The 16,810-nt window shown below is 60.1% G+C and carries 21 protein-coding genes; 11 read left to right on the top strand and 10 right to left on the bottom strand.

From position 1 onward, the window contains the following. Nucleotides 1–83 precede the first annotated feature (83 nt). Nucleotides 84–512, bottom strand: coding sequence for a TM2 domain-containing protein (locus HBO23_RS05690; RefSeq protein WP_138454259.1), 429 nt, complete (start codon nt 510–512; stop codon nt 84–86). A 249-nt stretch (nt 513–761) separates the two neighbouring features. On the opposite strand from HBO23_RS05690, the gene HBO23_RS05685 reads away from it, so the two are divergent. Next, nucleotides 762–1,397: a C40 family peptidase gene (locus HBO23_RS05685; RefSeq protein ID WP_017139450.1), complete on the top strand. Its 636-nt coding sequence runs from the start codon at nt 762–764 to the stop codon at nt 1,395–1,397. A 130-nt stretch (nt 1,398–1,527) separates the two neighbouring features. Here HBO23_RS05685 and HBO23_RS05680 read toward each other — a convergent pair whose 3' ends face one another. Next, complete coding sequence (locus HBO23_RS05680; RefSeq protein ID WP_138454277.1) at nt 1,528–2,562, bottom strand: type IV pilus twitching motility protein PilT; 1,035 nt, start codon at nt 2,560–2,562, stop codon at nt 1,528–1,530. Between the two features lie 57 nt (nt 2,563–2,619). Between HBO23_RS05680 and HBO23_RS05675 the strand changes: the two genes are divergently transcribed. The 9 genes from HBO23_RS05675 to HBO23_RS05635 all read left to right on the top strand — a co-directional run bounded on the left by HBO23_RS05675 (nt 2,620) and on the right by HBO23_RS05635 (nt 9,321). Next, nucleotides 2,620–3,306 (top strand): YggS family pyridoxal phosphate-dependent enzyme, encoded by a 687-nt coding sequence (locus tag HBO23_RS05675; RefSeq protein ID WP_099550335.1) that lies wholly within the window; start codon nt 2,620–2,622, stop codon nt 3,304–3,306. A gap of 33 nt (nt 3,307–3,339) precedes the next feature. Then, nucleotides 3,340–4,158 carry a pyrroline-5-carboxylate reductase gene (proC, locus tag HBO23_RS05670; RefSeq protein WP_017139453.1) on the top strand — a complete coding sequence of 273 codons (819 nt, stop codon included), beginning with the start codon at nt 3,340–3,342 and terminating at the stop codon, nt 4,156–4,158. 25 nt (nt 4,159–4,183) lie between these two features. Then, a complete protein-coding gene (locus tag HBO23_RS05665) occupies nt 4,184–4,771 on the top strand; it encodes a YggT family protein (RefSeq protein ID WP_017139454.1) in 588 nt (195 codons plus the stop codon). 194 nt (nt 4,772–4,965) lie between these two features. Further along, complete coding sequence (locus HBO23_RS05660; RefSeq protein WP_170036803.1) at nt 4,966–6,105, top strand: homoserine O-acetyltransferase; 1,140 nt, start codon at nt 4,966–4,968, stop codon at nt 6,103–6,105. Between the two features lie 7 nt (nt 6,106–6,112). After that, the gene (metW, locus tag HBO23_RS05655) at nt 6,113–6,733 is read left to right on the top strand and encodes a methionine biosynthesis protein MetW (RefSeq protein ID WP_016972957.1); all 621 of its coding nucleotides are present in this window, start codon (nt 6,113–6,115) and stop codon (nt 6,731–6,733) included. Nucleotides 6,734–6,753: 20 nt separating this feature from the next. Then, the gene (locus HBO23_RS05650; RefSeq protein WP_138813460.1) at nt 6,754–7,188 is read left to right on the top strand and encodes a DUF4426 domain-containing protein; all 435 of its coding nucleotides are present in this window, start codon (nt 6,754–6,756) and stop codon (nt 7,186–7,188) included. Continuing rightward, nucleotides 7,185–7,781 carry an RdgB/HAM1 family non-canonical purine NTP pyrophosphatase gene (gene rdgB / locus HBO23_RS05645; protein WP_049711104.1) on the top strand — a complete coding sequence of 199 codons (597 nt, stop codon included), beginning with the start codon at nt 7,185–7,187 and terminating at the stop codon, nt 7,779–7,781. The genes HBO23_RS05650 and rdgB overlap by 4 nt, the downstream gene beginning before the upstream one ends. Continuing rightward, nucleotides 7,778–8,980 carry a radical SAM family heme chaperone HemW gene (gene hemW / locus HBO23_RS05640; protein ID WP_138450792.1) on the top strand — a complete coding sequence of 401 codons (1,203 nt, stop codon included), beginning with the start codon at nt 7,778–7,780 and terminating at the stop codon, nt 8,978–8,980. Before rdgB ends, hemW begins: the two co-directional genes overlap by 4 nt. Nucleotides 8,981–8,997: 17 nt before the next feature. Next, nucleotides 8,998–9,321 (top strand): DUF3392 domain-containing protein, encoded by a 324-nt coding sequence (locus HBO23_RS05635; protein ID WP_017139459.1) that lies wholly within the window; start codon nt 8,998–9,000, stop codon nt 9,319–9,321. A gap of 143 nt (nt 9,322–9,464) precedes the next feature. On the opposite strand, the gene trmB is transcribed toward HBO23_RS05635, so the two are convergent. The 4 genes from trmB to HBO23_RS05615 all read right to left on the bottom strand — a co-directional run bounded on the left by trmB (nt 9,465) and on the right by HBO23_RS05615 (nt 11,709). Further along, complete coding sequence (trmB, locus tag HBO23_RS05630; RefSeq protein ID WP_017139460.1) at nt 9,465–10,190, bottom strand: tRNA (guanosine(46)-N7)-methyltransferase TrmB; 726 nt, start codon at nt 10,188–10,190, stop codon at nt 9,465–9,467. Between the two features lie 9 nt (nt 10,191–10,199). After that, nucleotides 10,200–10,994 (bottom strand): thiazole synthase, encoded by a 795-nt coding sequence (locus HBO23_RS05625; protein ID WP_017139461.1) that lies wholly within the window; start codon nt 10,992–10,994, stop codon nt 10,200–10,202. 65 nt (nt 10,995–11,059) lie between these two features. Next, nucleotides 11,060–11,260: a sulfur carrier protein ThiS gene (thiS, locus tag HBO23_RS05620; protein ID WP_032865944.1), complete on the bottom strand. Its 201-nt coding sequence runs from the start codon at nt 11,258–11,260 to the stop codon at nt 11,060–11,062. A 71-nt stretch (nt 11,261–11,331) separates the two neighbouring features. After that, complete coding sequence (locus HBO23_RS05615) at nt 11,332–11,709, bottom strand: DUF423 domain-containing protein (RefSeq protein ID WP_056857688.1); 378 nt, start codon at nt 11,707–11,709, stop codon at nt 11,332–11,334. A gap of 74 nt (nt 11,710–11,783) precedes the next feature. Here HBO23_RS05615 and mtgA point away from each other — a divergent pair, with 74 nt between their 5' ends. Further along, nucleotides 11,784–12,506: a monofunctional biosynthetic peptidoglycan transglycosylase gene (gene mtgA / locus HBO23_RS05610; RefSeq protein WP_099550332.1), complete on the top strand. Its 723-nt coding sequence runs from the start codon at nt 11,784–11,786 to the stop codon at nt 12,504–12,506. Between the two features lie 195 nt (nt 12,507–12,701). Here mtgA and rpoH read toward each other — a convergent pair whose 3' ends face one another. From rpoH to ftsY, 4 genes are all read right to left on the bottom strand, one after another. Continuing rightward, nucleotides 12,702–13,556 (bottom strand): RNA polymerase sigma factor RpoH, encoded by an 855-nt coding sequence (gene rpoH, locus HBO23_RS05605; protein WP_017139465.1) that lies wholly within the window; start codon nt 13,554–13,556, stop codon nt 12,702–12,704. A gap of 129 nt (nt 13,557–13,685) precedes the next feature. After that, complete coding sequence (ftsX, locus tag HBO23_RS05600; RefSeq protein ID WP_170036800.1) at nt 13,686–14,708, bottom strand: permease-like cell division protein FtsX; 1,023 nt, start codon at nt 14,706–14,708, stop codon at nt 13,686–13,688. Continuing rightward, nucleotides 14,705–15,376, bottom strand: coding sequence for a cell division ATP-binding protein FtsE (gene ftsE / locus HBO23_RS05595; protein WP_003213784.1), 672 nt, complete (start codon nt 15,374–15,376; stop codon nt 14,705–14,707). Before ftsE ends, ftsX begins: the two co-directional genes overlap by 4 nt. Continuing rightward, nucleotides 15,373–16,797, bottom strand: coding sequence for a signal recognition particle-docking protein FtsY (ftsY, locus tag HBO23_RS05590; protein WP_099550331.1), 1,425 nt, complete (start codon nt 16,795–16,797; stop codon nt 15,373–15,375). Before ftsY ends, ftsE begins: the two co-directional genes overlap by 4 nt. Between the last annotated feature and the right edge of the window lie 13 nt (nt 16,798–16,810).

Genomic DNA, 16,810 nt, shown 5'->3' with positions numbered 1-16,810 from the left:
CCTCGGTCTTTCATCCCTACCGAGGTGATGCTATCGCAGGCAAGCCAGCTCCCACATTTGCATCTCTACATGACTTAAGTGCTTTATCGTCCAGCACTGCGCTCGGCATTGCGGATCGAAATCTGCGTATTCAACGTCCAGAAGTCATACAGCACCCCGATCAGGAACAAACCGCCGGTCAGCAGGTAGATCAGGCCGGTGATCCATTTGCCCTGGTACATGCGGTGCAAACCGAATACACCCAGGAACGCCAACAGAATCCAGGCCACGTTGTATTCGATCGGGCCAGCGGTAAAACGCAGGTCTGCTTCACGGTCCATGGCCGGGATCAGGAACAAGTCGATCAGCCAACCGATACCGAACAGGCCGAAGGTGAAAAACCAGATCGTCCCGGTCACGGGTTTGCCGTAATAGAAGCGATGTGCCCCGGTAAAACCAAAAATCCAAAGCAGGTAACCGATCACCTTGCTGTGGGTGTCTTGCTGCGTAACATCCTGTCGATAGGTGTTCATGGAGTACCTCTTTTGCCTCGATAGATAAATTTTTTCATTTTCTTTGTGACTTTTTTACGGGCGCCCGACGCACGGCAAATGGTATCTTCCCTCCCGCAAAGCCTTATGCCACCTGACTTCTGTAGGACAATAGCGGCAATTCGTCGCGTTTTTCCTGAGTTTGACCCCAGAGTTCAGTCGACAAACGGCCTGAGAACGACACAAAAAGCTGTTATAAAGTTGCGCGCAAACCTAAAAGAGCCACGCCTAATGCGACCATTTTTCAAGACATGGCTAACCATTTGCCTATTAATGCCACTGGCCGCCCACGCCACCAATCGTGAGCAACGTCTTCCTAACGTTAACGGTTTCACCCCTAAAGTTCACAGCACACCCAGCACTGCCAAGTCGGTAAAGCTGACCGTCAACCGCCCGACTCAAGTGAGCAAGGCCCACGGTAAAGCGATCCACACCCAACTGGCCGTCAACACCAAACAAAGCAGCAATGTCCTCAGCCGTGCCGTTAACGTGCTCGGTACTCCTTATCGTTGGGGCGGCAGCAGCCCAAGTAAAGGGTTCGACTGCAGCGGTTTGGTGAAATATGCGTTTAATGATGTAAAAGCGGTGGATTTGCCCCGCACCTCCAACGCCATGGCTGCCGGCCACGGCTTGAAGGTTGATCGCAAGGATTTAAAACCGGGCGACCTGTTGTTCTTCAAACTCAAGAGCCGCCAGGTCAACCACGTTGCCATCTACCTGGGCAACGACCGCTTTATCCACGCACCGCGCCGTGGCAAGTCGGTGAGCATCGACACACTGAAAAAGCCGTTCTGGGACAAGAACTACGTGATTGCCAAGCGTGTTCTGCCTAAAGAGCAGAATAACCTGCGGGTTGTTCAGCGCTGATCCCAGGCTGAATGCACTACAAAATGTGGGAGCTGGCTTGCCTGCGATAGCGAACTGCCAGGCGACATCTCTGTCGACTGGCACACCGTCATCGCAGGCAAGCCAGCTCCCACACTGATTTCATCGGCGTTCAGATATCTGTCGGCACCCGCGCCAGCCCCCGCGCATCCTCCCGGCTGATCAGCCCTGCGCTGACCAACGCCTTCAAGCTCATATCCAGCGTTTTCATCCCCAACGCCCCGCCGGTTTGAATCGCCGAGACCATCTGCGCCACCTTGTCCTCGCGGATCAGGTTACGGATAGCTGGCGTGCCCAGCATGATCTCGTGCGCCGCCACCCGGCCGCCGCCGATTTTCTTAACCAGCACCTGGGACACCACCGCCTGCAGCGACTCCGACAGCATGGCGCGCACCATGGCTTTTTCCCCCGCAGGGAACACATCCACCAGCCGATCCACGCTCTTTGCCGCTGAAGTGGTGTGCAGCGTGCCCAATACCAAGTGCCCGGTCTCTGCCGCCGTCAGTGCCAGGCGGATGGTTTCCAGGTCACGCAGCTCGCCCACCAGAATCACATCCGGGTCTTCACGCAGGGCCGAGCGCAGCGCCGCCGAAAAACTATGAGTGTCGCGGTGTACCTGGCGCTGGTTGATCAGGGCCATTTTCGGCCTGTGGATAAATTCGATCGGGTCTTCCAGCGTGAGAATGTGCTGGCGCCGGTGCTGGTTGAGGTGGTCAATCATCGCCGCCAGGGTCGTCGACTTGCCGGAGCCGGTTGCCCCAGTCACCAGTACCAGGCCGCGCGGCAACTGCGCGATACGGCGGAAGACCTCGCCTAATCCGAGGTCTTCCAGGCTTTGCACTTCGGTCGGGATAGTGCGAAACACTGCGCCCATGCCGCGATCCTGGCGGAACACATTTGCGCGGAACCGCGCCAGGCCCGGCAGCGCGAACGCAAAATCCGTTTCAAGAGATGTTTCGAAATCCTTTTGTTGGTGCTGGTTGAGCAAAGGGCTTAATAAGTCCGCAACTTGCGTAGGCGAAAGCACCGGCCCCTCCAATGGCCAGATTTCGCCATCGACACGCAGCATTGGCGCCAGGCCAGCCGATAAATGCAGGTCGGAGGCGCCACGGCGCACGCTGGCCGTCAGCAGTTCAGTGATATCCATAGGGCTTTCCATTTCCAGTAGAATGCCGCGGACTCCATATCCACGGGTGCATCTTGAATGTCGACGATAGCAGACAACATTGGCCAGGTTAGCCAGCGCATCCGCGCCGCGGCCCACGCCGTGCAACGTGACGAAAGCAGCATCCACCTGCTGGCCGTGAGCAAGACCAAACCGGCCCAGGCCGTGCGCGAAGCCTATGCCGCCGGGATGAGAGATTTTGGCGAGAACTACCTGCAAGAAGCCTTGGGCAAACAGGCTGAATTAACCGACCTGCCCTTGAGTTGGCACTTCATCGGCCCCATTCAATCGAACAAGACTCGTGCGATCGCCGAGCACTTCGCCTGGGTGCATTCCGTGGACCGCCTGAAAATCGCGCAACGCCTGTCTGAACAACGCCCGACTGACCTGCCGCCGCTGAATATCTGCATTCAGGTCAACGTGAGTGGCGAAGCCAGCAAGTCCGGCTGTACACCCGCCGACCTGCCGGCCCTGGCCGCTGCAATCAGCGCCCTGCCGCGTTTGAAGCTGCGTGGCTTGATGGCGATCCCCGAGCCGACTGAAGATCGCGCTGCACAAGATGCAGCCTTCGCTGCGGTAAAAGACCTGCAAGCCAGCCTGAACCTGCCGCTGGACACACTTTCCATGGGCATGAGCCACGACCTTGAGTCGGCCATCGCCCAAGGGGCCACCTGGGTGCGGATCGGTACCGCCCTGTTTGGCGCCCGCGACTACGGCCAGCCGTAAAATGGCTGACATCCCTCTAAGTAAGGACCTGTCATGAGCAACACGCGTATAGCCTTTATCGGCGCCGGCAACATGGCGGCCAGCCTGATCGGCGGCCTGCGGGCCAAGGGCCTGGAAACCACGCAGATCCGCGCCAGCGACCCCGGCGCCGAGACCCGCACCCGCGTCAGCGCCGAGCACGGTATCGAAACCTTTGCCGATAACGCCGAGGCCATCCAGGGCGTCGACGTGATCGTGCTGGCGGTAAAACCGCAAGCCATGAAGGCCGTGTGCGAAAGCCTGCGCCCGAGCCTGCAACCGCACCAACTGGTGGTGTCGATCGCCGCCGGCATCACCTGCGCCAGCATGAACACCTGGCTCGGTGCCCAGCCGATCGTGCGTTGCATGCCCAACACTCCGGCACTGCTGCGCAAGGGCGTCAGCGGCTTGTACGCCACCTCCGAGGTGACTGCCGAGCAGCGCGACCAGGCTCAGGAACTGCTGTCTGCCGTGGGCCTGGCCGTGTGGCTGGAACAGGAGCAGCAGTTGGACGCGGTCACCGCCGTGTCCGGCAGCGGCCCGGCTTACTTCTTCCTGCTGATCGAAGCCATGACCGCCGCCGGCGTCAAACTCGGCCTGCCCCATGAAGTCGCCGAGCAACTGGCCGAGCAAACTGCTTTGGGCGCCGCGAACATGGCGGTCGACAGTGATGTAGACGCTGCCGAGTTGCGCCGTCGCGTGACCTCGCCAGGCGGTACCACGCAGGCCGCCATCGAATCCTTCCAGGCCGGGGGCTTTGAAGCCCTGGTGGAAAAAGCACTGGGTGCCGCAGCACACCGTTCAGCCGAGATGGCTGAGCAACTGGGCAAATAGTCATCCCTTACCAAGGTAATCAAACATGCTCGGAATCAATGACGCTGCCATTTTCATCATCCAGACCCTGGGCAGCCTGTACCTGCTGATCGTGCTGATGCGTTTTATCCTGCAACTTGTGCGGGCGAACTTCTACAACCCGCTGTGCCAATTCGTGGTCAAGGCCACCCAACCGCTGCTCAAGCCACTGCGCCGGGTAGTGCCGAGCATGTTCGGCCTGGACATGTCCTCGCTGGTGCTGGCACTGCTGCTGCAAATCCTGTTGTTTGTGGTGATCCTGATGCTCAACGGCTACCAGGCGTTCACCGTGCTGCTGTTGCCATGGGGCTTGATCGGAATCTTCTCGCTGTTTTTGAAGATCATTTTCTGGTCGATGATCATCAGCGTGATTCTGTCGTGGGTCGCACCCGGCAGCCGCAGCCCGGGTGCTGAGTTGGTAGCCCAGATCACCGAACCGGTGCTGGCACCGTTCCGTCGCCTGATCCCGAACCTGGGCGGCCTGGATATCTCGCCAATCTTCGCGTTTATCGCGATCCAGCTGCTGCAAAGCTGGGTGATTCCGCGCTTGGCCTACTATGCGTTCATGCCTAAAGAGCTGTTCGGCCTGATCTGATAGGTGGGAGCTGGCTTGCCTGCGATGCAGGCTCCTCGGTGTGTCAGTCTCACCTTGGTGATGCAATCGCAGGCAAGCCAGCTCCCACACAAGCCAGTGCTGATATCTGTATCTGCGTACTGGTGCAGGCCTTTGCTTGCCGCTGGGGTCACCGCTCTTTAGACTTACGCCTCATTTAAACGAGAGCAGGGTCGATGCCAGCTGCCTTCCCCCCCGATTCTGTTGGACTGGTCGTGCCCCAAGTGGCGCACTTCAGCGAACCGCTGGCCCTGGCCTGCGGCCGTTCGCTGCCTGCCTACGACCTGATCTATGAAACCTACGGCCAGTTGAACGCCACGGCGAGCAACGCCGTGCTGATCTGCCACGCCCTGTCCGGCCATCATCACGCCGCTGGCTTTCACAGTGCCGACGAGCGCAAGCCCGGCTGGTGGGACAGCTGCATCGGCCCCGGCAAGCCCATCGACACCAACAAATTCTTTGTGGTCAGCCTGAACAACCTCGGCGGCTGCAATGGTTCCACCGGCCCGAGCAGCCTCAACCCGGAAACCGGCAAGCCGTTCGGCGCCGACTTCCCGGTGCTGACCGTGGAAGACTGGGTGCACAGCCAGGCGCGCCTTGCCGACTTGCTGGGCATCTACCAATGGGCCGCTGTGATCGGCGGCAGCCTGGGCGGCATGCAGGCGCTGCAATGGACCATCTCCTATCCGGATCGCGTGCGCCATTGCCTGGCCATCGCCTCGGCCCCAAAACTGTCGGCGCAGAACATCGCGTTCAACGAAGTGGCACGCCAGGCCATCCTCACCGACCCCGAGTTCCACGGCGGTTCGTTCCAGGAAGCCGGTGTGATCCCCAAGCGCGGCTTGATGCTGGCGCGGATGGTCGGGCATATCACCTACCTGTCCGATGACTCCATGGGCGAAAAATTCGGCCGTGGGCTCAAGAGCGAAAAGCTCAACTACGACTTCCACAGTGTCGAGTTCCAGGTCGAAAGCTACCTGCGTTACCAGGGCGAGGAGTTCTCGGGGCGCTTCGACGCCAACACTTACTTGCTGATGACCAAGGCGCTGGACTACTTCGACCCGGCCGCCAACCACGACGACGACCTGGCGAAAACCTTCGAGCACGCCACGGCCAAGTTCTGCGTGATGTCATTCACCACCGATTGGCGCTTCTCGCCAGCGCGTTCGCGTGAACTGGTGGACGCCTTGATGGCCGCACGCAAAGACGTCTGCTACCTCGAGATCGATGCTCCGCAAGGCCATGACGCCTTCCTGATTCCGATCCCACGCTACCTGCAGGCTTTCAGCAACTACATGAACCGCATTACTTTGTGAGAACGCCATGAGAGCCGACCTGGAAATCATCCAAGACTGGATCCCCGCCGGCAGCCGCGTGCTCGACCTGGGCTGCGGTGATGGCGAACTGCTCAGCTGGCTGCGCGACAACAAGCAAGTCACCGGGTATGGCCTGGAAAACGACCCGGACAACATCGCCCAGTGCGTGGCCAAGGGCATCAACGTGATCGAGCAGGACCTGGACAAGGGCCTGGGCAACTTTGCCAGCAACAGTTTCGATATCGTGGTGATGACCCAGGCCCTGCAAGCGGTGCATTACCCGGACCGCATCCTCGACGAGATGCTGCGCGTGGGCCGTCAGTGCATCATTACCTTCCCCAACTTCGGCCACTGGCGCTGCCGTTGGTACCTGGCGACCAAGGGCCGCATGCCGGTCTCGGACTTCCTGCCATACACCTGGTACAACACACCGAACATCCACTTCTGTACGTTTGAAGACTTCGAAGCCCTGTGCGGCGAGCGTGAAGCCAAGGTGATCAACCGCCTTGCCGTCGATCAACAGCACCGCCATGGGTGGGCGAGTAAGCTATGGCCTAATCTGTTGGGCGAAATTGGTATCTACCGGGTCAGCAGCCCTGGCCTGACCGACCACAAGATTGCCGTCTAATTATTTCAAGAGGGACGCTTATGAGTCGTTTGGCTATTTTTTTATTGACTGCACTGCTGGGCGCCAACGCCATGGCCGCCGATGTTATCGACCCTAATCGCACCAAAGAATTTGGTGATATCACCGTGCGTTACAACACCTTTACCTCCAGCTTCCTGCAACCCGAAACCGCTCAAGCGGTGGGCGTGGTACGCAGCAAGAACAAAGGCTTGATCAATGTGTCGGTGTTCAAAGGCGTGACGCCTGTGGTGGCGCAAGTCACCGGCACCATCAAGGACTTGAGCGGTAAGAGTGAAGTGCTGACGTTTAAGCAAATCACCGAAAAAGGCGTGACCAATTACCTGGCCCCTTACTCAGTGCCGCAACAAGAATTCAAGACCTTCACTATCAATGTTGAAACTGGCGGCAAGGCCCACGGTTTCAGTTTTGTCCAAGAACTTTTCCCGGCCGAATAATGAACCTCACCCAACTCGTACTGGCCAGCCATAACGCCGGCAAACTCAAAGAACTCCAGGCCATGCTCGGCGACTCCGTGCAACTGCGCTCGATCGGAGAGTTCAGCCAGGTAGAGCCGGAAGAGACCGGCCTGTCGTTTGTTGAAAACGCCATCCTCAAGGCCCGCAATGCCGCACGCATCTCCGGCCTGCCGGCACTCGCGGACGACTCGGGCCTGGCCGTGGACTTCCTCGGCGGCGCACCGGGCATCTACTCGGCGCGGTATGCCGATGGCAAAGGCGACGCGGCCAACAACGCCAAACTGCTGGACGCCCTCAAGGACGTGCCGGACGCGATGCGCGGCGCACAGTTTGTCTGCGTGCTGGCGCTGGTTCGCCACGCTGATGACCCGTTGCCGATTCTGTGCGAAGGCCTGTGGCACGGGCGCATCCTGCATGCCGCCAGTGGCGAGCATGGCTTTGGCTATGACCCGCTGTTCTGGGTGCCGGAGCGCAATGTCTCCAGCGCCGAACTGAGCCCGGCCGACAAGAACCAGATCAGCCACCGCGCCCGCGCAATGGATTTGCTGCGCCAACGCCTGAGCCTGAAATGACCCAAAACACCTCTGCGCAGCCGCTGATCCACGGCGGCGCGCAAACGCCTCGGGCGGCCTTGTCGGTGCTGCCGCCCCTGGCGCTGTACATCCACATCCCGTGGTGCGTGCGCAAATGCCCGTATTGCGACTTCAACTCCCACACCGCCAGCAAAGTGCTGCCGGAAGAAGAGTACGTAGACGCATTGCTGGCCGACCTTGATCAAGACCTGCATGCGGTTTACGGCCGTGAACTAAGCTCGATTTTCTTCGGTGGCGGCACGCCCAGCCTGTTCAGCGCCGCCGCGCTGGGGCGCCTGCTCAAAGGCGTGCAAGCCCGTATCCCGTTTGCCAACGACATCGAAATCACCCTGGAAGCCAACCCTGGCACCTTCGAGCAAGAGAAGTTCGTGGCGTACCGCAAGCTGGGGATCAATCGCCTGTCCATCGGCATCCAGAGCTTTCAGCAGGAAAAGCTTGAAGCCCTGGGCCGTATCCACAATGGCGATGAAGCCGTACGCGCCGCCGGCATGGCACGCCAGGCCGGGTTCGATAATTTCAACCTGGACTTGATGCACGGCTTGCCCGATCAGTCACTGGACGATGCCCTGAGCGACTTGCGCCAGGCCATCGCATTGAAGCCAACGCACTTGTCCTGGTATCAGCTGACGCTGGAACCCAACACCGTATTTTGGAACCAGCCGCCCGCGCTGCCGGAAGACGACACGCTGTGGGACATTCAGGAAGCTGGCCAGGCACTGCTGGCCGAACACGGTTACGCGCAATATGAAGTGTCGGCCTATGCCCAACCGGGCCGCCCGGCACGGCATAACCTGAATTACTGGAGCTTCGGCGACTTTATCGGCATCGGCGCGGGCGCCCACGGCAAGCTCAGCCATCCGGACGGGCGCATCGTGCGCACCTGGAAAACCCGGGCGCCAAAGGACTACCTCAACCCGGCAAAAAGTTTCCAGGCCGGGGCGAAAGAACTGACCAATGAGGAGCTGCCGTTCGAGTTCCTGATGAACGCTTTGCGCCTCACCGAAGGCGTTGAATCCAAGCTGTACGCCGAACGCACCGGCCTCGACCTGGCCAGCCTCGACGAAGGCCGCCAGGAGGCAGAACAAAGTGGCTTAATGCAGGTCGAACCGTCACGCCTGGCGGCCACCGACCGTGGGCAACTCTTTCTCAATGACCTGTTGCAGAAGTTTTTGAGCTGACGCTCTAAGGAAATCACATGGATTTGGTACTCGACCTGCTCGCCACCGTGTCCCGCTGGAGCCGTAGCAACCTGTCGGAAATCTCCCTGGCCCTTGTCGGCTGTTTGCTGGTGTTGTTTGGCGCGGATATCAAAGGCTGGATCGAAGGCCGCTTGGGCAGCATCGCCGGAGCATTGCGCGTACCGTTGATGGCGCTGGTATGCATGATCGGCAGCGGCGCAGCCTTGCTGTATGCCACGCCTTGGATTGTGCGGGGACTGAGCCAGTTTAATAACTACAGTTTGGCGCCGGTGTTGGTGGTGGTGCTGGTGTTGATTGGCGTAGTCGCCGACCGCCGCTGATTCCAAAGCCCAACACAAAACAACTGTGGGAGCTGGCTTGCCTGCGATGCAGGCACCTCGGTGTATCTGTGATACTGAGGTGATGCTATCGCAGGCAAGCCAGCTCCCACAGCTGATTGCATTCCAAGCCGGCTATTGGCTTGTCAGTCAACCTTCTCGAACTTCAAATCCCAAACCCCATGCCCCAGTCGCTCGCCGCGGCGTTCGAACTTGGTGATCGGGCGCTCGGCCGGGCGCGGCACGCATTTGCCGTCTTCGGCCAGGTTGCGGTAGCCAGGCGCTACGTCCATCACTTCCAGCATGTATTCGGCGTACGGCTCCCAGTCTGTGGCCATGTGCAGAATGCCACCGACTTTCAGCTTGCTGCGCACCAGCTCCGCGAAGGAAGCCTGGACGATACGGCGTTTGTGGTGACGCGATTTGTGCCATGGGTCCGGGAAGAACAGCATCAGGCGGTCGAGGCTGTTGTCGGCGATGCAGCGGTTGAGTACTTCAATCGCGTCGCAGTCGTAGACTCGCAGGTTGGTCAGGCCTTGGGTCAGTACGCCGTTAAGCAGCGCGCCGACACCTGGGCGGTGCACTTCCACCCCGATAAAGTCCTGGTCCGGCGCGGCCGCGGCCATTTCCAGCAGGGAGTGGCCCATGCCGAAACCGATTTCCAGGGAACGCGGGGCCGAACGGCCGAACACCTGGTCGTAGTCCACCGGCGCGTCGGCCAATGGCAACACGAACAGCGGCGTACCTTGCTCCAGGCCCTTTTGCTGGCCTTCGGTCATGCGGCCGGCGCGCATCACAAAACTCTTGATGCGGCGGTGCTTGGACTCGTCGCCTTCTTCCACGGTGTTCGGCGTTTCGTTTGATTCAGTCATCAATGGCTCTTACTTGATCAGACCATCCAGCGGCGAGGAGGCGCTGGCGTACAGTTTTTTCGGCATGCGACCGGCGAGGTAGGCCAAGCGGCCCGCGACGATTGCGTGTTGCATGGCTTGGGCCATCATGACCGGCTGCTGGGCATGGGCGATGGCCGAGTTCATCAGCACCGCGTCGCAACCCAGCTCCATGGCGATGGTAGCGTCGGAGGCAGTGCCCACGCCCGCGTCCACCAGCACCGGAATCCTGGCTTCTTCGAGGATGATTTGCAGGTTGTACGGGTTGCAGATGCCCAGGCCAGAACCGATCAGGCCGGCCAGCGGCATCACGGCGATGCAGCCGATTTCGGCCAATTGGCGAGCGATGATCGGGTCATCACTGGTGTAGACCATCACGTCGAAGCCTTCCTTGACCAGGGTTTCGGCAGCCTTGAGGGTTTCGATCACGTTGGGGAACAGGGTTTTCTGGTCGGCCAGCACTTCCAGTTTCACCAGGTTGTGGCCGTCGAGCAGCTCACGGGCCAGGCGGCAGGTGCGCACGGCTTCGATGGCATCGTAGCAACCGGCAGTGTTCGGCAGGAAGGTGTAGCGATCCGGCGACAACACTTCGAGCAGGTTCGGCTCGCCTTCGATCTGGCCGAGGTTGGTGCGGCGCACGGCAAACGTCACGATCTCGGCACCCGAGGCTTCGATGGCCAGACGGGTTTCTTCCATGTCGCGGTACTTGCCGGTGCCAACCAGCAGGCGGGACTGGTAGGTACGACCGGCCAGGACGAAGGGCTTGTCGCTACGAACGATGCTCATGGGAAATCCTCGAATTGGGGTGAGGTTCTGCAGAATGCGGGTTGACGCCCTTGAGCGCCGGGCGGCTAGCCGCCGCCGATGGCGTGGACCACTTCGACCTGATCACCTTCGGTGAGCGCGGTTTCGGCATGCTGGCTACGCGGGACGATATCCAGGTTGAGCTCCACTGCGACTCGGCGTCCGGTCAGGTCCAGACGGGTCAGCAGGGCCGCAACGGTTTCACCGTCGGGCAGTTCAAAGGATTCGCCGTTCAACTGAATGCGCATGCCACGGGCCGCCATCGTTTTTAGGGGCCAGCATTCTAGCCCGATCAGCGTGGCTGACCCAAGTCCCTTGGTCAGGCTACCTGTAGACGCCACGCAGTCAAACCGAGGAAGAACCAGCCGAGCAAGAAGGCCAGACCACCAAACGGCGTGATGATGCCGAGCTTGCTGATGCCGGTCAGGGTCAGCGCATACAGACTGCCCGAGAACAGCAGGATGCCGACGGTAAAGGAGATGCCCGCCCAGCTGACCAATCGGCCAGGAATATGCGCGGCCAGCAACGCTACGCCGAACAGCGCCAGGGCGTGCACCAACTGGTAGGTGACGCCCGTATGGAAGATCGCCAGGTACTCGGCGCTCAGGCGGTTTTTCAGGCCGTGGGCGGCAAAGGCGCCCAGGGCGACGCCGGTAAAGCCGAAAAAGGCAGCCAGCATCAGAAAGCTACGCAGCATGAGGAACTCCAGTCAGACTCGAGGGGCAGGGTCTGTATAATGGCCCGCTCAACGGGTTCGGCCAAGCCATCTCTATGCTGCGTCTCCTCTTCAAGCGCTTTCTTAAAGTCATTAAATGGTTTGCCATCGGCAGTGTGCTGCTGGTGCTGCTGTTTCGTGTGGTGCCGCCGCCGTTCACCGCGTTGATGGTGGAGCGCAAGATCGAATCCTGGATCGACGGCGAGCCGATCGATGTGCAGCGCACCTGGGTGCCGTGGGATGAGATATCCGACGAACTGAAAGTGGCGGTAATGGCGGGTGAAGACCAGCGTTTCCCGCAGCATTGGGGTTTTGACTTCGGCGCGATCCAGGCGGCGCTGCTGCACAACGAGCGCGGCGGTTCGATTCGCGGCGCCAGCACTCTGAGCCAGCAAGTGTCAAAGAACCTGTTTTTGTGGACCGGTCGCAGTTATCTGCGCAAAGGCCTGGAAGCCTGGTTTACCGCACTGATCGAAGTGTTGTGGCCCAAGCAGCGGATTCTTGAGGTGTACCTCAATAGCGTGGAGTGGGATGAAGGCGTGTTTGGCGCAGAGGCCGCCGCGCGGCATCACTTTGGCGTGAGTGCCAAAGCGCTTTCCCGTCAGCAGGCCAGCTATCTGGCGGCGGTTTTGCCCAACCCTCGAGTGTGGAGTGCCAGCCATCCAACAGCCTATGTGGCACGGCGAGCGGCATGGATTCGGCAGCAGATGAGCCAGTTGGGCGGGGATGGTTACTTGGTGGAGTTGAATAACTCCCGCAAAGCCCCCTGGTCCGATTGACACACTGCACTACCCATGTGGGAGCTGGCTTGCCTGCGATAGCGGTGGGTCAAACTACCCATGTGTTAGCTGATACTGCCTCATCGCAGGCAAGCCTGCTCCCACAGTGGACCGAGTTGAACTTGAGATTTTCGACTGCAAACAAAAATGCCCCAATCTTTCGATCGGGGCATTTTTTTGTCTTATCGCAGCGTCTTAAGCGGCGATCGACAACTTCAGCTTGTTCATCGCGCTTTTCTCAAGCTGACGAATCCGCTCGGCCGACACGTTGTACTTCTGTGCCAGGTCGTGCAGCGTGGCTTTTTCTTCAGCCAGCCAGCGCTGATAGAGGATGTCACGGCTACGGTCGTCCAGCACTTCCAGCGCTTCGTGCAGGTTCTGGTTGGAGTTGTCGCTCCAGTCGGCGTCTTCCAGTTGACGCGCCGGGTCGTACCGGTGGTCTTCCAGGTAGTTGGCCGGCGATTGGAAGGCGCTGTCGTCGTCCGCTTCAGCGGCCGGGTCGAAGGCCATATCATGGCCGGTCAGGCGACTTTCCATCTCGCGCACCTCACGCGGCTCCACGCCGAGGCTTTCGGCCACGCGGTGGACTTCCTCGTTATTCAGCCACGCCAGGCGTTTTTTCTGGCTGCGCAGGTTGAAGAACAGCTTGCGCTGGGCCTTGGTGGTCGCGACTTTCACGATGCGCCAGTTGCGCAGGATGAACTCGTGGATTTCCGCCTTGATCCAGTGCACGGCAAACGATACCAGGCGCACGCCCATCTCAGGGTTGAAGCGCTTTACAGCCTTCATCAGGCCGACGTTGCCTTCCTGGATCAGGTCAGCCTGGGCCAACCCGTAGCCGCTATAGCTACGGGCGATATGTACGACAAAACGCAGGTGGGCGAGCACCATCTGCCGAGCCGCCCCCAAATCCTGCTCATAGTAGAGACTCTCGGCCAGTTCACGCTCCTGCTCGGGCGTCAGCAATGGAATGCTGTTGACCGTGTGCACATAGGCCTCCAGGTTCGCACCCGGGACCAGAGCATAAGCAGGTTGCAAAGAAGTGGTCATACGAAAAAACCTCCGACTCACATAACTCGTGCAGTTCAGCACTGCGAAAATTGACCGGGAACCGTAGGACAAGTTCCCTAAACCACCAATACGGTCAATACAAACGAAACCACATTAATCTGACATTAACTACTTCGGTGCCAGCTCACGTAAATGACGAGCGACCGCAATCCAGGCACCGATATACCCCAACAAGACGGCACCAAGCAAGAGACTCAGACCGTCGGCGACCGGCACGCCGGCCAGGGCAAAATCGCTGCCGTACAAACCGGCCAGCCCTACTACCGCGTCGTTGAGCCAGTTCAAGCCAAAAGCCAAAACGCCCCAGGACAAAATCCCGGCACCGAAGCCATAAAGCGCGCCCATGTACAGAAAAGGCCTACGCACATAGCTGTCTGTGCCGCCGACCAGTTTAATCACTTCTATCTCGGTGCGGCGGTTTTCAATATGAAGACGAATGGTATTACCTATCACCAAAAGTAATGCAGACACCAACAACACCGTGAGACCGAACACAAAGCGGTCGCCCAGCTTGAGAATGGCCGCCAGACGCTCTACCCAGACTAGATCAAGTTGTGCCTGTTGTACCTTGGGCATCTCTGCGAGTTTTTGTCGCAGGGCCTCAAGCGCTGGCTTGTCGACTTCGTTCGGCGTCACCAGCACCACGCCCGGCAGCGGGTTCTGCGGCAGCTCTTTAAGCGCCTCACCCAGGCCTGATTGCTGCTGGAACTCTTCAAGGGCCTGATCGCGGCTGATGTATTCGGCATCCGCCACGCCCGGCAGGTTCTTGATGTCGTTGCGCAGGTTCTCGCCATCTTTGGCGCTGGTGTCGAGGTCCAGGTACAGCGAAATCTGCGCCGCGCGCTGCCAGGAACCGCCCAGGCGCTCCACATTATTAAGCAGCAGCGACAAACCCATCGGCAGGCTCAGTGCCACGGCCATTACCAGGCAGGTGAAAAAGCTGCCGATCGGCTGCTTGCCCAGGCGGCGCAGGCTGTCGACCAAGCTGGCACGATGGCTTTCGATCCAGGCGCGCAGCAGCGTGGCGAAATCCGGGCCATCATCTTCGTCGCGTTTTTTCTTCGGCGGTTGCGGGTCGGCGGCTTTTGGCGCCACACGCTCGGAAACCTTGGGGCTGCGAGTCGCACTCATACGCCAGCCTCCCCGTCGCCGATCAGGCGGCCGCGTTGCAGGGTCAGCATGCGGTGGCGCATACGGGCGATCAGTGCCAGGTCGTGACTGGCGATCAATACGCTGGTGCCCAGGCGGTTGATGTCTTCGAACACGCCCATGATCTCAGCCGCCAGGCGCGGGTCGAGGTTACCGGTAGGTTCGTCCGCCAGCAGCAAGGCCGGGCGGTGGACGATGGCGCGGGCAATGCCGACGCGCTGTTGCTGGCCGGTGGACAGGTCGCCCGGGTACAGGTCGGTCTTGTCCGACAGTGCCACGCGCTCCAGGGCCGAATCCACACGCTTGACGATTTCAGCCTTGGACAAGCCGAGAATCTGCAGCGGCAAAGCAATGTTGTTGAACACCGTACGATCGAACAGCAACTGGTGGTTCTGGAACACCACGCCGATCTGGCGGCGCAGGAACGGGATCTGTGCATTGCTGATGGTGGCCAGATCCTGGCCGGCCAGCAGCAGCTTGCCGGTGGTCGGGCGCTCCATCGCCAGCAACAGCCGCAACAGCGTACTTTTACCGGCACCCGAATGGCCGGTTACAAATAGAAACTCGCCACGCCGCACTCGAAAGCTCAGCTCATGCAAGCCCACATGCCCGTTGGCGTAGCGTTTACCGACCTGTTCGAATCGAATCATGAACGCTCCCGCTCGGCGAAAAGTGCCTGTACAAAGGGTTCGGCTTCAAAGGTGCGCAGGTCGTCGATACCTTCACCGACACCGATATAACGAATCGGCAACCCGAACTGTTTGGCCAGGGCGAAGATCACACCACCCTTGGCCGTGCCGTCGAGCTTAGTCAATGCCAGGCCGGTCAGTTGCACCGTCTGGTTGAATTGTTTGGCCTGGCTGATGGCGTTCTGGCCAGTGCCGGCGTCGAGCACCAGCAGCACTTCGTGCGGGGCGTCGGCGTCGAGCTTGCCAATTACGCGGCGCACTTTCTTCAGCTCTTCCATCAGGTTGTCTTTGGTGTGCAGGCGACCGGCGGTATCAGCGATCAACACATCGATGTTACGGGCCTTGGCAGCCTGCACGGCATCGAAAATCACCGAGGCGGAATCGGCGCCGGTGTGCTGGGCGATGACCGGGATCTTGTTGCGCTCACCCCAGACCTGCAACTGCTCCACGGCAGCGGCGCGGAAGGTGTCACCGGCGGCGAGCATGACTTTTTTGCCTTCCGACTGCAGCTTCTTGGCCAACTTGCCGATGGTGGTGGTTTTGCCGGCGCCGTTGACGCCGACGACCAGGATCACGAACGGCTTGTTCGGCGTGATCACCAGCGGCGCTTCCACCGGCTTGAGCATCGCAGCCAGTTCGGCCTGAAGGGATTTGTAGAGCGCATCGGCGTCGGTCAACTGCTTGCGCGCAACCTTCTGGGTCAGGCTCTGGATGATCACGGCAGTGGCTTCGACGCCCACGTCGGCGGTCAACAGACGGGTTTCGATGTCTTCCAGCAGCTCGTCATCAATAACCTTCTTGCCCAGGAACAGGCTGGCCATGCCTTCGCCGATACTGGCGCTGGTTTTGCTCAGGCCTTGCTTGAGGCGGGCGAAGAAGCCGGTTTTGCTGGTTTCAGCGGGAGCAACAACGGGCTCCGGGGCGACCGGCGGCTCGATAATGGCGGGGGCGGCAACCACCACAGGTGCCGGCGCTGGCTCCACAACCACCGGCGCAGGCGTTTCGATCACTGGCGGCGCTTCGACCACAACCGCCACCGGCTCAACCACGACCGGAATCGGCGGCGTCACGTGCTCAGCCTGCACGTCTTCAACCAGCGCCACAGGCTCTTCGGCCACCGGCAGTTCCAGCCACGACTTGTGCTCTGGCTCTGGCTCAACCTGTGCCGCTGGCTGCAATACGGGCTCAGCCATCGGCAACACCACCGGCGCCGGGGTTTCAGCGACCGGTTCGGCTTCTAATACAGGCTCTGGAATCGGCTCAGGCTGAACCTGTGGCTGTTCGACGACGGTTTCCTGCGGCTTTTTGCGCAGCCATCCGAACAGGCCTTTTTTCTCGCCAGCCGCAGCTGGACTCTTCTTGTCGTCGTTGGAACCAAACATGGAGGACGGCTAT

Source organism: Pseudomonas sp. WS 5532 (assembly GCF_012985445.1).
GTDB classification, from domain to species: domain Bacteria; phylum Pseudomonadota; class Gammaproteobacteria; order Pseudomonadales; family Pseudomonadaceae; genus Aquipseudomonas; species Aquipseudomonas edaphica.
The sequence above is the reverse complement of the archived record's forward strand: the minus strand, read 5'-3'. Positions and strand labels throughout refer to the sequence as shown.

Bases quoted from the DNA above. Each gene is read 5' to 3' on its own strand.
- HBO23_RS05690 (WP_138454259.1), bottom strand. From the start codon at position 512: ATGAACACCTATCGACAGGATGTTACGCAGCAAGACACCCACAGCAAG.
- HBO23_RS05685 (WP_017139450.1), top strand. From the start codon at position 762: ATGCGACCATTTTTCAAGACATGGCTAACCATTTGCCTATTAATGCCA.
- HBO23_RS05680 (WP_138454277.1), bottom strand. From the start codon at position 2,562: ATGGATATCACTGAACTGCTGACGGCCAGCGTGCGCCGTGGCGCCTCC.
- HBO23_RS05675 (WP_099550335.1), top strand. From the start codon at position 2,620: ATGTCGACGATAGCAGACAACATTGGCCAGGTTAGCCAGCGCATCCGC.
- proC (WP_017139453.1), top strand. From the start codon at position 3,340: ATGAGCAACACGCGTATAGCCTTTATCGGCGCCGGCAACATGGCGGCC.
- HBO23_RS05665 (WP_017139454.1), top strand. From the start codon at position 4,184: ATGCTCGGAATCAATGACGCTGCCATTTTCATCATCCAGACCCTGGGC.
- HBO23_RS05660 (WP_170036803.1), top strand. From the start codon at position 4,966: ATGCCAGCTGCCTTCCCCCCCGATTCTGTTGGACTGGTCGTGCCCCAA.
- metW (WP_016972957.1), top strand. From the start codon at position 6,113: ATGAGAGCCGACCTGGAAATCATCCAAGACTGGATCCCCGCCGGCAGC.
- HBO23_RS05650 (WP_138813460.1), top strand. From the start codon at position 6,754: ATGAGTCGTTTGGCTATTTTTTTATTGACTGCACTGCTGGGCGCCAAC.
- hemW (WP_138450792.1), top strand. From the start codon at position 7,778: ATGACCCAAAACACCTCTGCGCAGCCGCTGATCCACGGCGGCGCGCAA.
- HBO23_RS05635 (WP_017139459.1), top strand. From the start codon at position 8,998: ATGGATTTGGTACTCGACCTGCTCGCCACCGTGTCCCGCTGGAGCCGT.
- trmB (WP_017139460.1), bottom strand. From the start codon at position 10,190: ATGACTGAATCAAACGAAACGCCGAACACCGTGGAAGAAGGCGACGAG.
- HBO23_RS05625 (WP_017139461.1), bottom strand. From the start codon at position 10,994: ATGAGCATCGTTCGTAGCGACAAGCCCTTCGTCCTGGCCGGTCGTACC.
- thiS (WP_032865944.1), bottom strand. From the start codon at position 11,260: ATGCGCATTCAGTTGAACGGCGAATCCTTTGAACTGCCCGACGGTGAA.
- HBO23_RS05615 (WP_056857688.1), bottom strand. From the start codon at position 11,709: ATGCTGCGTAGCTTTCTGATGCTGGCTGCCTTTTTCGGCTTTACCGGC.
- mtgA (WP_099550332.1), top strand. From the start codon at position 11,784: ATGCTGCGTCTCCTCTTCAAGCGCTTTCTTAAAGTCATTAAATGGTTT.
- rpoH (WP_017139465.1), bottom strand. From the start codon at position 13,556: ATGACCACTTCTTTGCAACCTGCTTATGCTCTGGTCCCGGGTGCGAAC.
- ftsX (WP_170036800.1), bottom strand. From the start codon at position 14,708: ATGAGTGCGACTCGCAGCCCCAAGGTTTCCGAGCGTGTGGCGCCAAAA.
- ftsE (WP_003213784.1), bottom strand. From the start codon at position 15,376: ATGATTCGATTCGAACAGGTCGGTAAACGCTACGCCAACGGGCATGTG.
- ftsY (WP_099550331.1), bottom strand. From the start codon at position 16,797: ATGTTTGGTTCCAACGACGACAAGAAGAGTCCAGCTGCGGCTGGCGAG.